Below are 17,177 nucleotides of genomic sequence, written 5' to 3'. Positions count from 1 at the left end.
AACAGCGGCACCACGGCGGCTACGTCTGCCCAGTTGGCCTGCGCCAACGAGCCCACCCACAACGGCAACCTGATCAATACCGAGGCCCTGCGCCAGCAGGTGTTCGAGCAGGACCGCCGCAACGTCAACACCGATTCGGACAGCGAAGTGCTGCTGAACGTGTTCGCCTACGAACTGGAACAGCAGCGCCAGCTCAGCCCGGAAGCGGCCATCCGTGCCGTGGCCGGCGTGCACCGCCGCTGCAAGGGCGGCTATGCCGTGGTCAGCGTGGTGCTGGGCCTGGGCCTGGTCGCCTTCCGCGACCCGCATGGCATCCGTCCGCTGGTGCTGGGCAAGCGCAGCCACGCCGAAGGTGACGAATACATCGTGGCTTCCGAATCGGCCGCGCTGGACGTACTGGGCTTCCAGCGCGTGCGCGACGTGCTGCCGGGCGAAGCACTGGTGATCACCGCGCGTGGCGAGCTGTTCTCGGAGATCTGCGCCGAGCCGGCCGAGCACACCCCCTGCATCTTCGAATACGTGTATTTCGCGCGGCCCGATTCCATGATCGACAACGTGTCGGTGCACAAAGCGCGCATGCGCATGGGGATCAAGCTGGGCGAGAAGATCCTGCGCCTGCGCCCGGACCACGACATCGACACCATCATCCCGATCCCGGACACCTCGCGCGACGCCGCGCTGGAAATCTCCAACGTGCTGGGCGTGAAGTACCGCGAAGGCTTCATCAAGAACCGCTACATCGGCCGCACCTTCATCATGCCGGGGCAGGGTGAGCGGGTGAAGTCGGTGCGTCGCAAGCTCAACCCGATCCATCTGGAGTTCCGCAACCGCGTGGTGCTGCTGGTGGACGACTCGATCGTGCGCGGTACCACCAGCCAGCAGATCGTGCAGATGGCTCGCGATGCAGGCGCGCGCAAGGTCTACCTGGCCAGCGCCGCGCCGCCGGTGCGTTTCCCGAACATCTACGGCATCGACATGCCGGCGGCCGAGGAGCTGGTCGCGCATAACCGCACGGTGGAAGAAATCGAAGCCCACCTGGGCTGCGACTGGCTGATCTACCAGGACATCGAGGATATGGAAGCGGCGGTGAGCGAAGGCAACGCGGCGCTGCGCAGCTTCGATTCGTCCTGCTTCAACGGCCATTACCCGACCGGCATCGAGCCGGGCTACTTCGAGCGCATCCAGCAACTGCGTTCGGACGACGCCAAGCACAAGCGCCGCGCCTGAGGCCCAGGCCGTGGTGGATGTGCCCGATGTCGGTGGCGACCTGCTGCGCGCTGCGCAGCAGTGCCTGGCCGAAGCCGACCCGCTGCGCAAGGTCGCGCTGACCCAGGCCTACGCGGCCGCGTTCCGTGCCGGCCGCCTGAAGGTGGCTGCCGACGCGCCGCCGCCGGAGCCGATCCGCATGCCCGGCCGGCCGGCGCGGCTGGTGCTGGTGCACCCGCGGCAGTTGCCACGTCGTGGTCTTGGCGGGGTGGAAGGCCGCGCGGCCTTCATCCATGCCATCGCCCATATCGAACTGAACGCGATCGACCTGGCCTGGGATGCGGTGTACCGCTTCCGCGGCCTGCCGTCGGCATTCCATGCCGACTGGGTCAGCTGTGCCGACGACGAATCGCGGCACTTCATGCTGCTGCGTGAGCGCCTGCAGGCACACGGCCACGACTACGCCGATTTCCCCGCGCACAACGGCCTGTGGGAAATGTGCGAAAAGACCGCGCATGATGGCCTGGCACGCATGGCGCTGGTGCCACGCGTGCTGGAAGCGCGCGGCCTGGACGTGACGCCCGGCATGATCGAGAAGCTGCGCAATGTCGGCGATGGCGAGACCGCCGACGTACTGGAGGTGATCCTGCGCGAGGAAGTGGCGCATGTCGCTGCCGGTTCGCGCTGGTACCGCTGGTATTGCGAACGGTCCGGCGTCGAACCGCGCGCACGCTTCAAGGAACTGCTGCAGGAATACGCCGGCGGCTACCTGCACGGCCCGTTCAACCTGGAAGCGCGCCTGCTGGCCGGCTTCGATGCGGATGAACTGGCCAACCTGATCGAACAGGCCGGTTGATCAAAAAGGGGACGGAGGGGATTAAGTCGTTTGTGTCACAAACGACTTAATCCCCTCCGTCCCCTTTTTCATGCGTTGGGAAGGATCACGCGCTTGCCATCCGCGGTGGGGCGGTTGATGTAGAACAATCCCGGGCCGGGGCGGTACGGCAACTCGCTCACGCCTGCATCGGCGGTGTAGGTCAGCGCGGTGTCGCCCAGTGCATCGAAATTCCAGTGCGCCGACTGCATCAGGTAACGGCGGCGCAGCAATGCCTCCTGGGTCGGGGTCAGTGCATGGCCCGCCAGAAGCCGCCGTGCGATCGGCTGCAGTGCGGTGGGCAACGCCCAGTCGGGCACATCGGCAGCCTGCGCGGTCCACTGTACGCCGGCCTCGCTGGCCTGTCGCTGCATCACCTGCAGTGCAATCAACTGGTAGCGCCAGTCGATGCGCCGGCGCAGCACCACCGCCGCAGTCACGTACAGCGCCGGGGCCAACAGCACGCTGCGGCTGCCGGCGCGGCGCTGCTGCTGCCACTGGTGCCACACATCCACCCAGACCTCCTTTTCATCCAGGCCCAGCTGCTGCCGCCAGCGTTCGGCATCGGCCTGCGCTTCGGCATACACCGTGGTCGCCTGCAACTGTGCCAGGGAGGGCATCTGGTAGTCGGCCAGCGGCGGGCGGCGCAGCAGCTGGCGGCGTGGCCGGCTCAACAGCTTCGGGCCTTCTTCGGTCTGGTCGTAGCCCCCGCCGATGTTGGCATGCACGCCGGGCAGCACGATTCCGGCGTGCGCCGGAGCCACGGTGGTCAGCGGGTAATGCTGGCGATGCTCATCGCGGGCCACCAGTTGCACCACGCTGCCGGCGATGTGCGCGGGCAGTGCCAGCTGCGGCTGCTCATCGGCGCGGCCACCGCTGACGGCCACCACCGTGTCAAACAGGCCTACGAAGCGCAGGGGCGGGCGCTGCACCGTAAAGTCCACCGCGCAGGCCAGGCCAGCCCGTTGCAGCAGCTGCCGCCAGCGTGCGCCATCCCAGCCCTGCAGCTGGTTGGCGACGTCGCGGGCAGCGGCCGCGCCGCGCGAGTAACCGAACAGGTCCACCTGCACGCTGCGCAGCGGGGTGTGCCACTGGCCGGCGAGGGCGGCCAGGGCGCCTGGCAGCAGCACCTGCAGCGCGCGCTGCACCTTGGCACGTACGCCGCTGGCACCTACGCCGAAGGCCAGCCCGATCAGGTCGTCCTCGGCGTCATCGCGGGTGCCGACGCCTTCGACATAGAGGGCCAACGAGGCAGCAACCGCGGGCGTGCGCCGGCTGTCCGGGTACAGCTGGCAGAGGCGCGCGATGTTGGTGGTGCCGTTGTCGTAGCTGCTGGTCAGCCGGCTCTGGTAGGTCGAATCGTCGTCGGCGCGCAGCTGCGCGGGGCGCGGCTGCGGTGCCTGCGGGCGGCCACGTGCCAGGTTGTGGGCATTGTTGCGGGTGCCGTCGAAGAACAGCCCGATGCGCAATACACCTTCAGGGTCCGTAGCGGACGCGATGGTCGGGTCGGGTGCCATGTTCAATCCTTGTCGTGGCGATGTCACGGTGGTGCGAAGACGAGGTGTTTGCGACGTGTAGTGACGCTTTTGACCTCCGTGAACCCGAATGCGGTCCATCACAATTCCTCATTCTCATGCCCATTGTCTATTGAATTCACGTGGTCGGGGCAGGCCGAATGGCCAGACCCGGCAAGCCGGGTCGTGATCCATCAAGGCAGTCCACCTCACTTCAGGAGCGACCAGAATCATGTCCATATCGATGGGTAGAACGGCGGTTGGCGTGTTGTTGGGCCTTTCAGTGGTGGCCGCGGCCGGTGCCGCGCCGTTGTTTGAACCGGTGACCATTCTCAGCCGCGCTTCGGCCGGCAGTGATCCTGCGCTGACGCGCCTGCTGTCCACGCCGTCCACCGCCACCGTGCAGGAAGTACGTGTCGACGCGGCCGCCACCGCGCAGCCGCAGCTGGAATTTGAACTGCTCGGGCAGAAGGTGCAGGCGGTCCGCAGCAAGGTCGAAGCGCTGCCCGGTGGTGACAGCGTCTGGTACGGGCAGATCCGCACGCCGTCGGACCGCCTGCAGAAGGCGACCTCCAACGGCCAGGACGATCCGGGCAATTCACTGATCGTGGTGCGCTCGGGCAACACCCTCACCGGCTCGATCCGCAAGGATGGCAAGCTGTATCGGCTGCGCCCGCTGGGTGACCGCCACATCCTGGTGGAGGTGGATGAAAGCCGCATGCCGGCCGACCATCCGGCCGACTACAACCAGTTGCCGAAGATCCCGATGCCGGACAATGACCGCATCGGCATCGCCCAGGCATCGTCGGGTACGCCGGCCACGATCCGCGTGCTGGTGGTGGCGACCAATGCCGCCGTGGCAGCGTATGGCGGCAACATGCAGTCGCTGGTGCAGCTGGCGGTGGCCGAATCCAACCAGGGCTATGCCAACAGCAACGTCGGCATCACCATGCAGCTGGCCGGCTATGAAACCACCAGCTACACCGAGTCGGGCAACTTCACCACCGACCTCAGCCGTTTCCGCAGTACCAGTGACGGCTACATGGACAGCATCCATGCCAGCCGCAACAACACTGCAGCCGACGTCGGCGTGCTGCTCATCAACAACACCAGTTACTGCGGCCTGGCGTCGGGTATCGGCTCGACGGCGTCCACGGCCTTCGCGGCGGTGTACTGGGATTGCGCGACGGGCTATTACTCCTTCGCCCATGAGATCGGCCATCTGCAGAGCGCGCGGCATGACAGCGCCAATGATCCGAGCACCTCGCCGTATGCCTACGGCCACGGCTACCGTTACCAGCCGGCATCGGGTTCGCGCTGGCGCACCATCATGGCCTACGACTGCTCGGCCGGCTGCCCGCGCCTGAACTACTGGTCCAACCCGAACATCAGCTACAACGGCGTGCCCATGGGCATCGCCAGCAGTGCGGACAACCAGCGCGTGCTGGTGAACACCAAGGCGACAGTGTCCGGTTTCCGCTGAGGCCGTTACCGGATGGCACGCGCCGACCAAGGGCGGCCTCTACCGGCCTGCGCGCTCTGGTAGATGCCAACCTTGGTTGGCACCCGGCAATCCATCATTCGCGCTTGAGGGAATCCAGCCGCCAGCCGTCGGCATCCACGCGCAGCACCGACCCCTGTTCGTACCAGTCGCCCAGCACGATGCGGGTACAGCTGCGCCCCCCGGCCTGCAGGCTATGGATCGCCGGGCGGTGGGTATGGCCATGGATCATCGTGTCCACGCCATGGCGTACGAAGGTAGCCTCGACTTCGGCCGGGGCCACGTCGGTGACCGTCTCGAACTGCGCGCGGTCCCCCTGCTTCATTTCCGACTGGCGTGCCTGGCTGGCATCGCGCGCCTTCTGCGCGAACGCAATGCGCGCGGCCAGGGGCTGTGACAGGAACTGTGCCTGGAACACCGGGTCACGGGTCTGCGCGCGGAACTGCTGGTAGGGGATGTCATCGGTGCACAGCAGGTCGCCGTGCTGCAGCATCACCGCGCGGCCGTACAGCTCGATCACGCAGGGGTCGGGCAGGATGCGCAGGCCGGCGCGGCGGGCGTAGTCCTCGCCCAGCAGGAAATCGCGGTTGCCACGCATGAAGAACACGGGCACGCCGCTGTCGGACAGCACTTTCAGTGCATCGGCCACCGCATCGGCGGCCGCTGAGGGCGTGTCATCGCCGATCCAGGCTTCGAACAGGTCGCCCAGGATGTACAGCGCATCCGCGCCGGGCGCGTCCTCTCGAAGAAATCGCAGGAACAGGTCGGTGATGGCTGGACGGCTGGGGTCCAGATGCAGATCGGAAATGAACAGCGTGGTCATGCGGGCATTCTAGGGCATCAACCGCCGGGCATGGCCCGGCGCATCCCGCAATCACACCGGCAGCGGCAGCCAGGCCAGGCTGGCCGAGGCCAGCAGCGCGGCGATGCCGGTGGCCGCCAGCACGTCGCTGGGGTAGTGCAGGCCCAGCACCACACGCGACAGGCCGACGCCGAAGGTGAACGGCACCAGCAGCGGCGCTAGCCACGGGTAGTAGGCCAGCGCCACGATGGTGAAGGACACCGCATGCAGGGTGTGGCCGGAGGGGAAGCTGAACTCGTCCAGCGGGGCCACCCAGGCGCGGATGCGCAGGTCGGCCGCATACGGGCGCGGGCGCCGGGTCCAGCGTTTCAGTCCCTTGTACAGCAGCAGCGCGGCCAGGCCGGTGGCGGCCATGTGCACCGACGCGCGCAGGCCGTCGAAACCATCCATCACCACCAGCGCGCCCATCAGCACGTACCAGAACACGCCATCGCCGAGGCGGCTGATGACCGCGAACAGGCCGCGCACGCGGCGGCGACGGCAGTAGTGGTTGGCCCGGCGGCACAACCGTGCTTCGCGGCCGGCCAGGCCTTCAAGCGGCGTGGTGCGCATGCCCGGCCCTCCGTGCCTCGGCCAGTTCGGCCAGCAGCGTTTCGAATTCGGCCACCACCTGCTGCGGGTGCAGGCGCTTCATCGCGCGGGCGGCGTTGCTGCCCAGCTCGCGGCGCAGCGCATCGTCGCTGGCCAGCTGCACGGCCGCTTCGATGAACTGTTCGTCGGTGTCCACCGCGGCCCCGCTCTCGCCGTTGCGAAGGTACTCGCGCGCAGCGCCGTAGTCGAAGGCCACGGTGGCCAGGCCGCAGGCCATGCTTTCAAGGGTCACGTTGCCGAACGTCTCGCTGCGGCTGGGGAACAGGAACAGGTCGCCGCTGGCGAAATGGCGGGCCAGGGCGTCGCCGCGCTGGATGCCGCAGAAAATGAAGTCGGGATTGTCATGGGCCAGGTTCTCGCGCGCCGGGCCGTCGCCGACGAACACGAAGCGTGCCTTGGGCCGTACCTGCTGCAGGCGGCGGAACGCCTTCACTGCCAGGCCGAGGTTTTTCTCGGCAGCGATGCGGCCTACGTAGATGGCGACCAGCCCGTGGCCGTCCACGCCCCATTCCTCGCGCAGCGCCGGGTCGCGCCGGGAAGGATCGAACTGCTGGCTGTCCACGGCGCGCGCCAGCAGGCGCACGCGCTCGAAGCCCTGGTCGGTGAGGAAGTGCTGCAGTTCGCGGGTCGGCACCAGGGTGGCATCGGCCTGGTTGTGGAATCGTCGCATCCAGCGCATCGCCGCCGTCTGCAGCCAGGCCACACCGTAGTCGGGCAGATATTCGTCGAAGCGGGTGTGGAAGCCGGTCGCTACCGGGATGCCGAGGCGGCGGGCGGTGCGCAGCGCCGACCAGCCCAAGGGGCCTTCGGTGGCGATGTACACCGCATCCGGGCGCTGCTGCTGCCAGTGCCGCCCCAGGCGGATCGGCGCGGGCAGGCCGAAGCGCAGACCCGGGTAGCGGGGCAGGGCGGCACCCGGCACCAGCAGCGTGCCGGGTGCCGGGTCCAGTGCTTCACTGGCCTGTCGTGGACGGATCAGGTCGACCTCATGGCCGGCCGCGCGCAGTCCCAGTTCCAGGCCCTGCACGGTGAGTGCGACGCCGTTGACTTCCGGCGGATAGGTCTCGGTGACAATGGCGTGGCGCATGGCGGGCCTCCGGTTTTCCGGCATGCTCGGGCCTGCCCATGTAGGGCCTGTTACCGCTTTGCGACCGTCGGATGACGGCCGCCCGGAATGAAAAAACCACGGCCCCGAAGGGCCGTGGTCGTGGTGCTGCGTCGACGCAGTGGATCAGAAGCGCTGCTGGTACTTCATGTAGATGAAGCGGCCGATGTCGTAGCCACCGTAGTAGGAGAAGACCGAGTTCGGCTTGGTGTACATCACCGGACCATACTTCTCGAACACGTTGTTGGCGCCGACCGACACGGTGGCATCCCACGGCAGGCTGTAGCGGAACTGCACGTCGTGGAAGGTGACCGAACCACGCTCGTTGTAGTTGCGGCTACCGGCATACCACGGCGCACGCACGCCCGGATCGGAGCACTCGTCCGGATGGGCCGACAGGCTCAGGCACTGCTCCTTGACGCCGGAATAGTAGCGGGCGGTCCAGGTGACGCCGAAGTTGCCCAGATCCCAGCCGACGGTCAGGTTGGAGCGCACGCGGAAGCCGCTGCCGATGCCGTTGGTCGGGGTCGGCACCACGGTGGTGTCATTGGTCGAACGGAAGATGTTCGAGCTGACGTAGGTGGTGGACCAGGCACTGCTGAACTTGCCGTAGGAGTCGGTATCCCAGCGGTAGGCCACGTCCATGTCGTAGCCTTCGGTTTCAAGGAAGCCGGCGTTGCGGTTGCCGTAGGTCAGCTTGTTGACGATGCCGTTGACCGGATCACGGGTGAACTGTGCGCATCGCGAGGTCACGCCCTGCTCATAGCAGTCGATCAGGATCTGGTTCGGGCTGTCGGCAACGATGGTGTTGTCGATGCGGATCTTCCACCAGTCCAGCGAGGCGTTGAAGTTCGGGATGAAGCTCGGGCTCCACACCAGGCCCAGCGTCTTGCTCTTGGAGGTTTCCGGCTGCAGCAGCGGGTTGGAGCCGCTGGTGAACGGCACCGGGGTCTGGTCGGTGCTGCTGGTGATCGGCACCAGACCCTGCTTCAGCTGGCGGTAGTTGTTGGCATCGGCGATGTCACGCGCGCAGCGGGCACGCACTTCGGCGCTGGTGCGCGATGCGCCGTACACGGTGTCGCAGGGGTCGGCGTAGCCGGTGGTGAAGGTTTCCGAGCTGCCACCGTACAGATCGTTGATGGTCGGCGCACGGAAGCCTTCGGCCCAGGTGCCACGGACCAGCAGCTGGTCGAACGGCTTCCACTTGAAACCGAACTTGCTGTTGAGGGTGTTGCCGAAGGTGTCGTAATCCGAGAAGCGGGTCGCGGCGTTCAGCGTCAGCTCCTTCGCGCCCGGCAGGTCGGCCAGCAGCGGGGCGTTCAACTCCAGGTAGGCTTCGTTGACGCGATAGCTGCCACCGGTCGGACCCGAGGCCAGGTTGGTGGTGGCGCCGGTCTGGGCCAGCGCGTCGGGAATGAATTCACCGGTTTCCTTGCGGTTTTCCAGGCCGAAGGCAAAGCCCAGATCACCGCCCGGCAGTGCCACGATGCTGCCGGCGAGGGTGGCGAAGAAGTTCTTGCCGACCGTCTTGCCAGAGGAGTCCTCCGCTGGCATCAGGTAATCGATCAGCGCCTGGTTGCCGTACAGGCCATAGGGCGCGCTCACGCCATAGGGCACCAGCGGGTTCCACACCATGCAGTTGGCGATGGGAGCGGCGGCGGTGCCACATTCCACCTTGCCCGTGGCGGCGTTGTAGTACGACGGCCCCACCGCGTTGCGCACGCGCTCCTTGTGCAGGTTGCCGGTGGCGTGCTGGCCCAGTTCGTTCTTGTTGTACTGGTAGCCCACTTCCCAGTCGAAGTAGCGCTCGCCGATGTTGAACGAACCATCGAACGCGGCCACGGCGCGGTAGGTCTTCAGTTCGCTGTCGCTGACGCGCGGCACTTCCCACGTGCGGTGGTTCCAGGACACCGCCGTGGGAGTGGCATATCCATGCTGGCGGCCGAACGGATTGAAGTAGCTGTCCGCTGACATGCGACCATTGGCGCCGTCGACGGCGACCGAGGTGTTCTGCAGCGGGTAACCGGCGATCTGGCGGCTGGACTCGCGCTTGTTGTAGCCCAGCTGCGTGCTGAAGTGGATCGAATCGGTGATGTTCAGGCGGCCATCGACGAACACCGAATCCCGCTTCAGCGGATAGTTCAGGTGCATCTGCTCGTTGGTGTTGCTGACATCGCCGTTGGGCGCAGTGGCGTTGGTGATGTGGTAGTTGGCCGGGTTCAGCGGGTCGCTGCCGCGGTTGAGCGAGTAGCTGCAACTGGCGGTCGCGCAGCCCGGGCCCTTCAGGCCGGTGATCTGGCCCCACTGGCTGACGGTGGTCCAGGCTTCGTCCGGGTGAAGGTCGGTATTGCCGTACGCGCTGAACCAGCGGTCCCTGGCCCACACGGCCTTTTCTTCGGCATGCTCGGCCGAGACGGTGATCGAGCCACGGTCGTTGGACCAGCCGGCCACCACGTCGATGCGGTCGCGGCCGCCGTCACCCTGGCTGTACTGGCCGTGGTAGACGTTGGCGGTCACGCCGGTCACGTCATGGCGGGTAATGATGTTGACCACGCCGGCCATGGCGTCGGAGCCGTAGATGGCCGAGGCACCGTCCTTGAGGACTTCGATGCGTTCCACTGCCGATACCGGCAGGGTGGAAATGTCCTGGTAGCCGGAGGTGCTGATGCCCAGGCGCTTGCCGTTGATCAGCACCAGGGTGCGCTGGGTACCCAGGTTGCGCATGTCGATGTAGGTGCCACCGGCGTTCTCGCCGGCGGTCAGCACGTTCGCGCGGCTGATGGTCGGGCTGCCCATCGCGGTGACGTTCTGCAGGATGTCGGACACCGAACTGAAGCCCTGGCGTTCGATGTCGGTGCGCGAGATCGCCAGCACCGGGTTCGCGCTTTCCACGTCGACCTGGCGGATGCGTGAGCCGGTGATTTCGATGCGGTCCAGAGTAGTGGGGGCGCCGTCCTGGGCGAATGCAGGCAGCGCAATCGTTGCGGTGCCGACGATCAGGGCCTGGCGGATCGCCTTGCCCAGCACGGTGGTGCGTGAAGTCATCGCGTCTCTCTCTCTCAGAAGCTGCGGGTGCGGGGCCAAAAGAGCCCCGCAAATGCCGGCTGAGGGCGAAAACCACTGAGCCGGTGACTTCGATTTATTCTCGTTCGTTAAAGCGATGTAAAGGGGGTGTGCCGAAATGTATCGAAATCTGTCACGCGTATTTAACCGAAATTGAACAAAAGCAAAGGCTTACGGTCTCCCATGACACCAGGTCTTTACGGCAGTCGATGAACCTGAACCCCCATTCAGATTTAAAACTGCGCAAACGCGCGTAGAAAGACGGCCCCTCATGGGGCCGACGATGTCAGGGGTGTCAGGGGGAAACCGCAACGCCTGGCGTGGCCAGGCGGGAACTCAGGCCACAAAGGGGCGGAACTGGATGCCCAGCCCGGCCAGGCCCTCGGTCTCACCGATCAGGTCGGCGCGCAGCAGCGGCCGGGCGTCAATGAACGCCTGCGGCACGATCAGCGACAGCCGCGCATCGTCGGCGGTCAGTTCCAGCGCAGGCAGCGGCACGTCTTCGCGCGCGCGGTTGAGCAGCACGGCCAGCCGCAGCAGGGCGGTCAGGCGGCGCGCGGTCAGCAGCAGGCGCTCGGGCAGGGCATCGAAGGCGGATTTGCCGACGCTGCGCCGATGGCTGCGCACCAGCGCGGCCAGCATCTGCTGTTCCTGCCGCGAAAAACCGGCGATGTCGGAGTTCTCCAGCACGTAGCTGCCGTGCACGTGGTAACCGCTGTGGGCAATCATCAGGCCCAGTTCGTGCAGGCGCGCCGCCCAGCCGAGCATGCGGGCGTCGTCGGCATCCAGGGTCCAGCGGTCCTGCACCTGCTCCAGCAGGGACAGGGCGGTGTCCTGTACGCGGTCGGCCTGCACGGTGTCGATGCCGTAGCGCTGGATCAGCGCCGCCACCGATTCGTCGCGGGGATCGTTCTCGCCGGCGCGGCCGACGATGTCGTACAGGATGCCCTCGCGCATGGCCGCCTTGCTGACCAGCAGCTTCTGCAGGCCCAGGGCCTGGAAGGCCGCCTCCAGCACCAGGATGCCCCCGGCGATGATCGGGCGGCGGTCGCTGGACAGGCCCGGCAGCACGATGTCGTCGATCTTCTTGGCCTTCAGCAGTTCATCGCGCAGCTGCGGCAGGGCCTCGGCCGTGATCGCGCCCTTGCTCAGCTTCATCGTGGCGCAGATTTCGCTGATCGCCTTGTGCGTGCCCGACGAGCCGAGGGCTTCCTGCCAGCCCAGCGCGCGGTACTTGCTGGCAAACGGTTGGAATTCACGGCCGATCTCGCCCAGCGCGTCCTTCCAGCGCTTGCGGCTGAGTTTGCCGCCGGGGAAGAAGCGACGGGTGCTGGCGATGCAGCCGGCCTGCAGGCTCTCGCGTTCCAGGGTCTGCATGCCCATGCCGATGATGAACTCGGTCGAGCCGCCCCCGATGTCGATGACCAGACGGCGCTGATCGGCCTTGGGTGGTTGTGCGTGGGCCACGCCGAGATAGATCAGGCGCGCTTCTTCGCGGCCGCTGACCACTTCGATGGCATGGCCGAGCGCGGTTTCGGCCGGTACCAGGAAGGATTGTGGCGAACGCAGCTGGCGCACGGTGTTGGTGGCCAGGGCGCGTACGCGGTGCGGGGGCACGTTGCGGATGCGCTGGCCGAAGCGGGCCAGGCATTCCAGCGCGCGCTGCCGCGCGGCGGTGGACAGGCCACCTTTGCCATCCAGGCCGTCGGCCATGCGCACCGTCTCGCGCAGGCGGTCGATGACCCGCAACTGGCCGAGCGTGTAGCGCGCGATGACCATGTGGAAGCTGTTGGAGCCAAGGTCGATGGCGGCCAGCAGGTCGCCATCCTGCAATGCGGGCGGAGTGGTGGTGGTATGCGGCATGGGTGAATGTTAGCCGAAGGGGCGGTGTGCTCGTCACCGCATTGCCTTCACATGTTGCAGGGGGAGTGCGGCAGAGCGGCGCCCTGCACCTGCCGAATCAACAGCAACAGCAACAGCAAAAGCAAAAGCGACAGAGGGCTATCCTTGGGACGGCGGGGTGGGTCCGGTTGCGGGGGACGCCGTGAATCCGTCCATGGAGGCTTGGTCGCCGCATCCATGCGGCTCACACCCCCGCAACCGGACCCACCCCGCCTTCGACAGTCCTCTGCGATCTGTCGGGACGGCGCCGCTGCGGTTGGTAGGTGTCGACCTTGGTCGACACGGTAGATCCACGCCATGCGTGGATGAATCCAAACGTGCCGACCAAGGTCGGCACCTTCCGGGTCAGAGTCCCTGCATCAATGCCATCTGCGCAGAATGCGGGGCTTCGCCATGGGCCGGGGTTCGCTTGTGGTACATGCCTTCGGCATCCAGGTCCCACGCGTTGAGGTTGTCGTCCAGGTAGTTCTGCAGCACCTCCCGGTACACGCGCTTGGCAAGTTCCGGGTCGAGGATCGGGAAGCAGGTCTCGACGCGGCGCAGCAGGTTGCGTTCCAGCCAGTCGGCGCTGGCGCAGTACAGCTCCGGTGCGCCGTCATTGCCGAACCAGTACACGCGGCTGTGTTCCAGGAAGCGGCCGACGATGGAGCGCACGCGGATGTTGTCCGACACGCCCGGCACGCCGGGGCGCAGGGTGCAGGCGCCGCGGATGATCAGGTCGATCTGCACGCCGGCCTGCGAGGCCGTGTACAGCGCGCGGATCACCTGCGGCTCGTTCAGTGCGTTCATCTTGGCGATGATGCGCGCCGGACGACCGGCGGCGGCGATGCGCGTCTCGCGCTCGATGCGCGCCAGGATGCCGGTATGCAGGGTGAAGGGCGATTGCAGCAGGCGCTTCAGCTTCATCTTCGAGGCCAGCCCCGACAGCTGCTGGAACAGCAGGTGCACGTCATTGCCGATGTCCGCATCGGCGGTGATGAGGCTTATGTCGGTGTACGCGCGGGCGGTGCCGCTGTGGTAGTTGCCGGTGCCCAGGTGTACGTAGCGGCGCAGCTTGCGGCCTTCGCGGCGCACGATCAGCAGCATCTTGGCGTGGGTCTTGAAGCCGACCACGCCGTACACCACCTGCACGCCGGCTTCCTGCAGGCGGTCGGCCAGGCCCAGATTGGCCTCTTCGTCGAAGCGCGCGCGCAGCTCGACCACCACCGTCACGTCCTTGCCGTTGTGGGCGGCCTGGATCAGCGCATCGACGATCAGCGAATCCTTGCCGGTGCGGTACAGGGTCTGCTTGATCGCCAGCACGTTCGGGTCCACCGCGGCCTGCTTGATCAGGTCCAGCACGGCAGTGAAGGCATCGAACGGATGGTGCAGCAGCAGGTCCTGGCGCCGGGTGATCTCGAAGATGCCGTCGCTGTCGCGCAGGGTGCGCGGGTTCATCGGTGGATACTTCAGGTCCGGCTGCGGCACCAGGTCATAGAGCTGGATGATGCGGTTGAGGTTCACCGGGCCATCGATGCGGTACACCGCGTTCTCGGTCAGGCCGAAGTTCTGCAGCAGGGTACGCACGATGTCCTTGGGCGTGTCCTCGGCGATCTCCAGGCGCACCGCCGGCCGGTAACCACGGTCCACCAGTTCATCACGCAGGGCCAGTGCCAGGTTCTCCACTTCTTCCTCGTCCACCACCAGCTCGGAATTGCGGGTGACGCGGAACTGGTAGGCGCCTTGGACTTCCATGCCCGGGAAAAGCTCATCGACGAAGGCCGACAGCACCGAGGACAGGAACACGAAATTCTGCCCACCGCCCAGGCTGTCCGGCAGCTGGATGATGCGCGGCAGTGAACGCGGCGCGCGCACGATGGCCAGGTGGCCACTGCGGCCGAACGCATCGGTGCCCTTCAGCACGACGACGATGTTCAGCGACTTGTTGAGGATCTTCGGGAATGGATGCACCGGGTCCAGACCCAGCGGCGACAGCACCGGCATGATCTCGTTGCGGAAGTACGCACGCAGCCAGCGCTTCTGCCGGTGGTTCCAGGAATGGCGGCCCAGCACGCCGATGCCGGCCTCGGCCAGCGCCGGGCGCAGCGTCTGGTTCCAGCAGCGGTACTGCTGGTCCACCAGCTCGGCGGCGCGGTCATGGATGGCGTTGAGGATGGCCTGCGGGCTCATGCCGTCCGGCGCCGGCGGCAGGCCGAATTCCTGCGCATGGCGCACGGCCGCGGCGCGGATCTCGAAGAACTCGTCCAGGTTCGTGCAGGAGATGCACATGAAGCGCAGGCGCTCCAGCAGCGGCACCTGCGGGTCCATGGCCTGGGCCAGTACGCGGAAATTGAAATCCAGCTGCGACAGTTCGCGGTTGATGTAGAGCGCCGGGTCACGTAGCGGATCGTTATCCGGGCTCACGGGGAGGGGGAGGGATCCGAGGCTGCTCATGGCGTCATTCTTCGATGGAAGTCAGGGGGGCGGACTCGCGCGGGCGCACGTGGTCGGCATCGAAATGGCAGGAGAACACCGAGCCCTTGCCCACTTCGCTTTGGATCTCCAGCCGCGCGTGGTGCAGGCCGAGGATGTGCTTGACGATGGACAGGCCCAGGCCGGTACCACCGCTTTCGCGGGAACGGCTGCTGGAGACACGGTAGAAACGTTCGGTCAGGCGCGGCAGGTGGGTGGCGGGAATGCCGTAGCCGCTGTCACGCACGGCCAGCACGGCGCCGTCACCCTCGCGGCGGAACTCCACGGCGATGCGGCCATCGGCCGGGGTGTAGCGCACCGCGTTGGTGACCAGGTTGGAAAACGCGCTGTGCAGTTCCTTGGTCGAGCCCAGCAGGTCCACGCCGGCCAGGTCGTCGATGCTGATCTGGTGGCGGCCCTGGCTGTGCGCCTCGGCTTCGCGGCGCAGGGTGGCCAGCATCGGCTGCATGGCCACGGTCTCCGCTTCGCTGTGTTCCTGTGATTCCAGCCGCGACAACGTCAGCAGATCTTCCACCAGCTGGGCCATGCGCTGGCTCTGCTTGCGCATTTCTTCCAGCATCGGACCGGTGCCGGGGAAGTCTTCCGGGTCCATCATGTCCAGGTAGCCGTGAACCACGGTCAGCGGAGTGCGCAGTTCGTGCGATACGTTGGCGACGAAATCGCGGCGAACCTGTTCCAGGCGCAGCAGCTTGCTGACATCGCGGGCGATCAGCAGCCAGTAGTCCGACGAATAGGGAATCAGGCGCAGGTTCAGGCGGATCGCCGGGTCCACCGGCGAGGGTACGTCCAGGATCGGTTCGGCATTGCGGCCGCCGGCCAGCCAGTGCGCCAGCGGCATCGGCTGCAGGCGTTCGACCAGGGCTTCGCCCAGGTCACCGGGGTGGTGCAGGCCGAGCAGGGCGGTGGCTGCTTCGTTGAACCACTGCACGCGCTGGCTGTTGCGGTCCAGCACCACCACTGCATCGGGCAGCGCGGCGGCCGCAGCGCGGTAGCTGCGCAGCATGTCCAGCAGGCGGCGCTTGCGCACGCGCATTTCCACCTGGTTGCGGTACAGCAGGCGGTCCAGCTCGTTCCAGACACCGGTGCCTTCCTCGGCGGTGTCCCAGCGCTGGCGGGCGGTCAACCGGCGCAGCACGCGGCGCAGGCGCCAGTAATGCCAGGTGAGCGTGCCCAACGCAGCCAGTGCGATGCACAGCCACAGATGCCCACTGAACCACCCGACCACACCGGCCAGCACCAACAGCGCGGCCACGGTGGCCAGCGTCTTCAACCAGGCGGAACGGATGTGGCGGGGCATTGCGGTCTCGTCGTTGGAGGCGGCGGTTCACGCGGCGAACCGAGGGTTATAGCAGAGTTGCCGGCACCGGCAGGTGCGCGGTGCCGGCACGACGAGACTCAGGTGGCAGTGGAGAAGCGGTAGCCAGCGCCGCGCACGGTCTGCACCATGTTCTCGGCGTTGAACGGTTCCAGCGTCTTGCGCAGGCGGCGGATGTGCACATCGATGGTGCGCTCCTCCACATACACACTGCCGCCCCACACGTGGTCCAGCAGCTGGGCGCGGGTATAGACGCGCTCGGGGTGGGTCATGAAGAAGTGCAGCAGGCGATACTCGGTCGGGCCGATCGGCACCGGCTGGTCGCTGGCGAACACGCGATGGGCGGCGCCGTCGATGCGGATCGGGCCTACGGCCACGCTGCCGTCCTCGTCATCCTCGCGGGCGCGGCGCATGACCGCGCGGATGCGGGCCAGCAGCTCGCGCGCTGAGAACGGCTTGACCACATAGTCATCGACACCGGCTTCCAGGCCGCCGACGCGATCATTTTCTTCGCCGCGGGCGGTCAGCATGATGATCGGCACTTCGCGGGTCAGGGCTTCCTTGCGCCAGCGCCGGGCCAGGTCCAGGCCGCTGGTGCCGGGCAGCATCCAGTCCAGCAGGATCAGGTCGGGGACGCGGTCGGCGATCGCGGTCTGGGCCTCACGGGCATCGCCGGCGTGGACAGGTTCGTAATCGCCCTTGCGCAGGGCGAAGGCGCCGACCGGCAGCCGCGCCACCACCTGCGCCAGCAGCACATCGCGGCCGGCTACGG

12 protein-coding genes are annotated in these 17,177 nt (G+C 66.8%); 3 read left to right on the top strand and 9 right to left on the bottom strand.

The genetic code is table 11. The features are described 5' to 3' along the window. Both purF and ACQKDV_RS12000 read left to right on the top strand, forming a co-directional pair. On the top strand, positions 1-1,227 hold a 1,227-nt coding region (gene purF, locus ACQKDV_RS12005; RefSeq protein ID WP_427783959.1), incomplete at its 5' end, for an amidophosphoribosyltransferase. A 10-nt stretch (positions 1,228-1,237) separates the two neighbouring features. Continuing rightward, positions 1,238-2,062: a ferritin-like domain-containing protein gene (locus tag ACQKDV_RS12000; RefSeq protein ID WP_427783958.1), complete on the top strand. Its 825-nt coding sequence runs from the start codon at positions 1,238-1,240 to the stop codon at positions 2,060-2,062. Positions 2,063-2,130: 68 nt separating this feature from the next. Here the strand turns inward: ACQKDV_RS12000 and ACQKDV_RS11995 are convergent, their stop codons facing one another. Further along, complete coding sequence (locus ACQKDV_RS11995; RefSeq protein WP_427783957.1) at positions 2,131-3,597, bottom strand: DUF2235 domain-containing protein; 1,467 nt, start codon at positions 3,595-3,597, stop codon at positions 2,131-2,133. A gap of 226 nt (positions 3,598-3,823) precedes the next feature. Here ACQKDV_RS11995 and ACQKDV_RS11990 point away from each other — a divergent pair, with 226 nt between their 5' ends. Next, positions 3,824-5,077 (top strand): zinc-dependent metalloprotease, encoded by a 1,254-nt coding sequence (locus ACQKDV_RS11990; protein WP_427783961.1) that lies wholly within the window; start codon positions 3,824-3,826, stop codon positions 5,075-5,077. Positions 5,078-5,171: 94 nt separating this feature from the next. Here ACQKDV_RS11990 and lpxH read toward each other — a convergent pair whose 3' ends face one another. The 8 genes from lpxH to phoB all read right to left on the bottom strand — a co-directional run bounded on the left by lpxH (position 5,172) and on the right by phoB (position 17,160). Beyond that, positions 5,172-5,918: a UDP-2,3-diacylglucosamine diphosphatase gene (gene lpxH, locus ACQKDV_RS11985; protein WP_427783956.1), complete on the bottom strand. Its 747-nt coding sequence runs from the start codon at positions 5,916-5,918 to the stop codon at positions 5,172-5,174. 51 nt (positions 5,919-5,969) lie between these two features. After that, positions 5,970-6,509 carry a phosphatase PAP2 family protein gene (locus ACQKDV_RS11980; RefSeq protein WP_427783955.1) on the bottom strand — a complete coding sequence of 180 codons (540 nt, stop codon included), beginning with the start codon at positions 6,507-6,509 and terminating at the stop codon, positions 5,970-5,972. Beyond that, entirely contained in the window at positions 6,490-7,635 is a 1,146-nt protein-coding gene (locus ACQKDV_RS11975) for a glycosyltransferase family 4 protein (protein WP_427783954.1), read from the bottom strand. The genes ACQKDV_RS11980 and ACQKDV_RS11975 overlap by 20 nt, the downstream gene beginning before the upstream one ends. 144 nt (positions 7,636-7,779) lie before the next feature. Then, the gene (locus ACQKDV_RS11970) at positions 7,780-10,698 is read right to left on the bottom strand and encodes a TonB-dependent receptor domain-containing protein (RefSeq protein ID WP_427783953.1); all 2,919 of its coding nucleotides are present in this window, start codon (positions 10,696-10,698) and stop codon (positions 7,780-7,782) included. A 354-nt stretch (positions 10,699-11,052) separates the two neighbouring features. Continuing rightward, complete coding sequence (ppx, locus tag ACQKDV_RS11965; RefSeq protein ID WP_427783952.1) at positions 11,053-12,579, bottom strand: exopolyphosphatase; 1,527 nt, start codon at positions 12,577-12,579, stop codon at positions 11,053-11,055. 384 nt (positions 12,580-12,963) lie between these two features. Continuing rightward, positions 12,964-15,051, bottom strand: a complete 2,088-nt coding sequence (ppk1, locus tag ACQKDV_RS11960; protein ID WP_427783951.1) for a polyphosphate kinase 1 — start codon at positions 15,049-15,051, stop codon at positions 12,964-12,966. A 4-nt stretch (positions 15,052-15,055) separates the two neighbouring features. Then, complete coding sequence (gene phoR, locus ACQKDV_RS11955) at positions 15,056-16,387, bottom strand: phosphate regulon sensor histidine kinase PhoR (RefSeq protein WP_427783950.1); 1,332 nt, start codon at positions 16,385-16,387, stop codon at positions 15,056-15,058. 98 nt (positions 16,388-16,485) lie between these two features. After that, positions 16,486-17,160: a phosphate regulon transcriptional regulator PhoB gene (phoB, locus tag ACQKDV_RS11950; RefSeq protein ID WP_427783960.1), complete on the bottom strand. Its 675-nt coding sequence runs from the start codon at positions 17,158-17,160 to the stop codon at positions 16,486-16,488. Positions 17,161-17,177: the final 17 nt, after the last annotated feature.

It is taken from the genome of Stenotrophomonas sp. NPDC077659 (assembly GCF_050268705.1).
In the GTDB taxonomy this organism is placed as follows: domain Bacteria; phylum Pseudomonadota; class Gammaproteobacteria; order Xanthomonadales; family Xanthomonadaceae; genus Stenotrophomonas.
Note: the sequence above shows the minus strand (reverse complement) of the source record. Positions and strands in the feature narration are given on the sequence as shown.

What these genes read in the sequence shown, in the direction of transcription:
- ACQKDV_RS11995 (WP_427783957.1), bottom strand. Translation starts at nt 3,597, where the DNA reads ATGGCACCCGACCCGACCATCGCGTCCGCTACGGACCCTGAAGGTGTA.
- ppx (WP_427783952.1), bottom strand. Translation starts at nt 12,579, where the DNA reads ATGCCGCATACCACCACCACTCCGCCCGCATTGCAGGATGGCGACCTG.
- phoR (WP_427783950.1), bottom strand. Translation starts at nt 16,387, where the DNA reads ATGCCCCGCCACATCCGTTCCGCCTGGTTGAAGACGCTGGCCACCGTG.
- ACQKDV_RS11980 (WP_427783955.1), bottom strand. Translation starts at nt 6,509, where the DNA reads ATGCGCACCACGCCGCTTGAAGGCCTGGCCGGCCGCGAAGCACGGTTG.
- ppk1 (WP_427783951.1), bottom strand. Translation starts at nt 15,051, where the DNA reads ATGAGCAGCCTCGGATCCCTCCCCCTCCCCGTGAGCCCGGATAACGAT.
- ACQKDV_RS11975 (WP_427783954.1), bottom strand. Translation starts at nt 7,635, where the DNA reads ATGCGCCACGCCATTGTCACCGAGACCTATCCGCCGGAAGTCAACGGC.
- ACQKDV_RS11970 (WP_427783953.1), bottom strand. Translation starts at nt 10,698, where the DNA reads ATGACTTCACGCACCACCGTGCTGGGCAAGGCGATCCGCCAGGCCCTG.
- lpxH (WP_427783956.1), bottom strand. Translation starts at nt 5,918, where the DNA reads ATGACCACGCTGTTCATTTCCGATCTGCATCTGGACCCCAGCCGTCCA.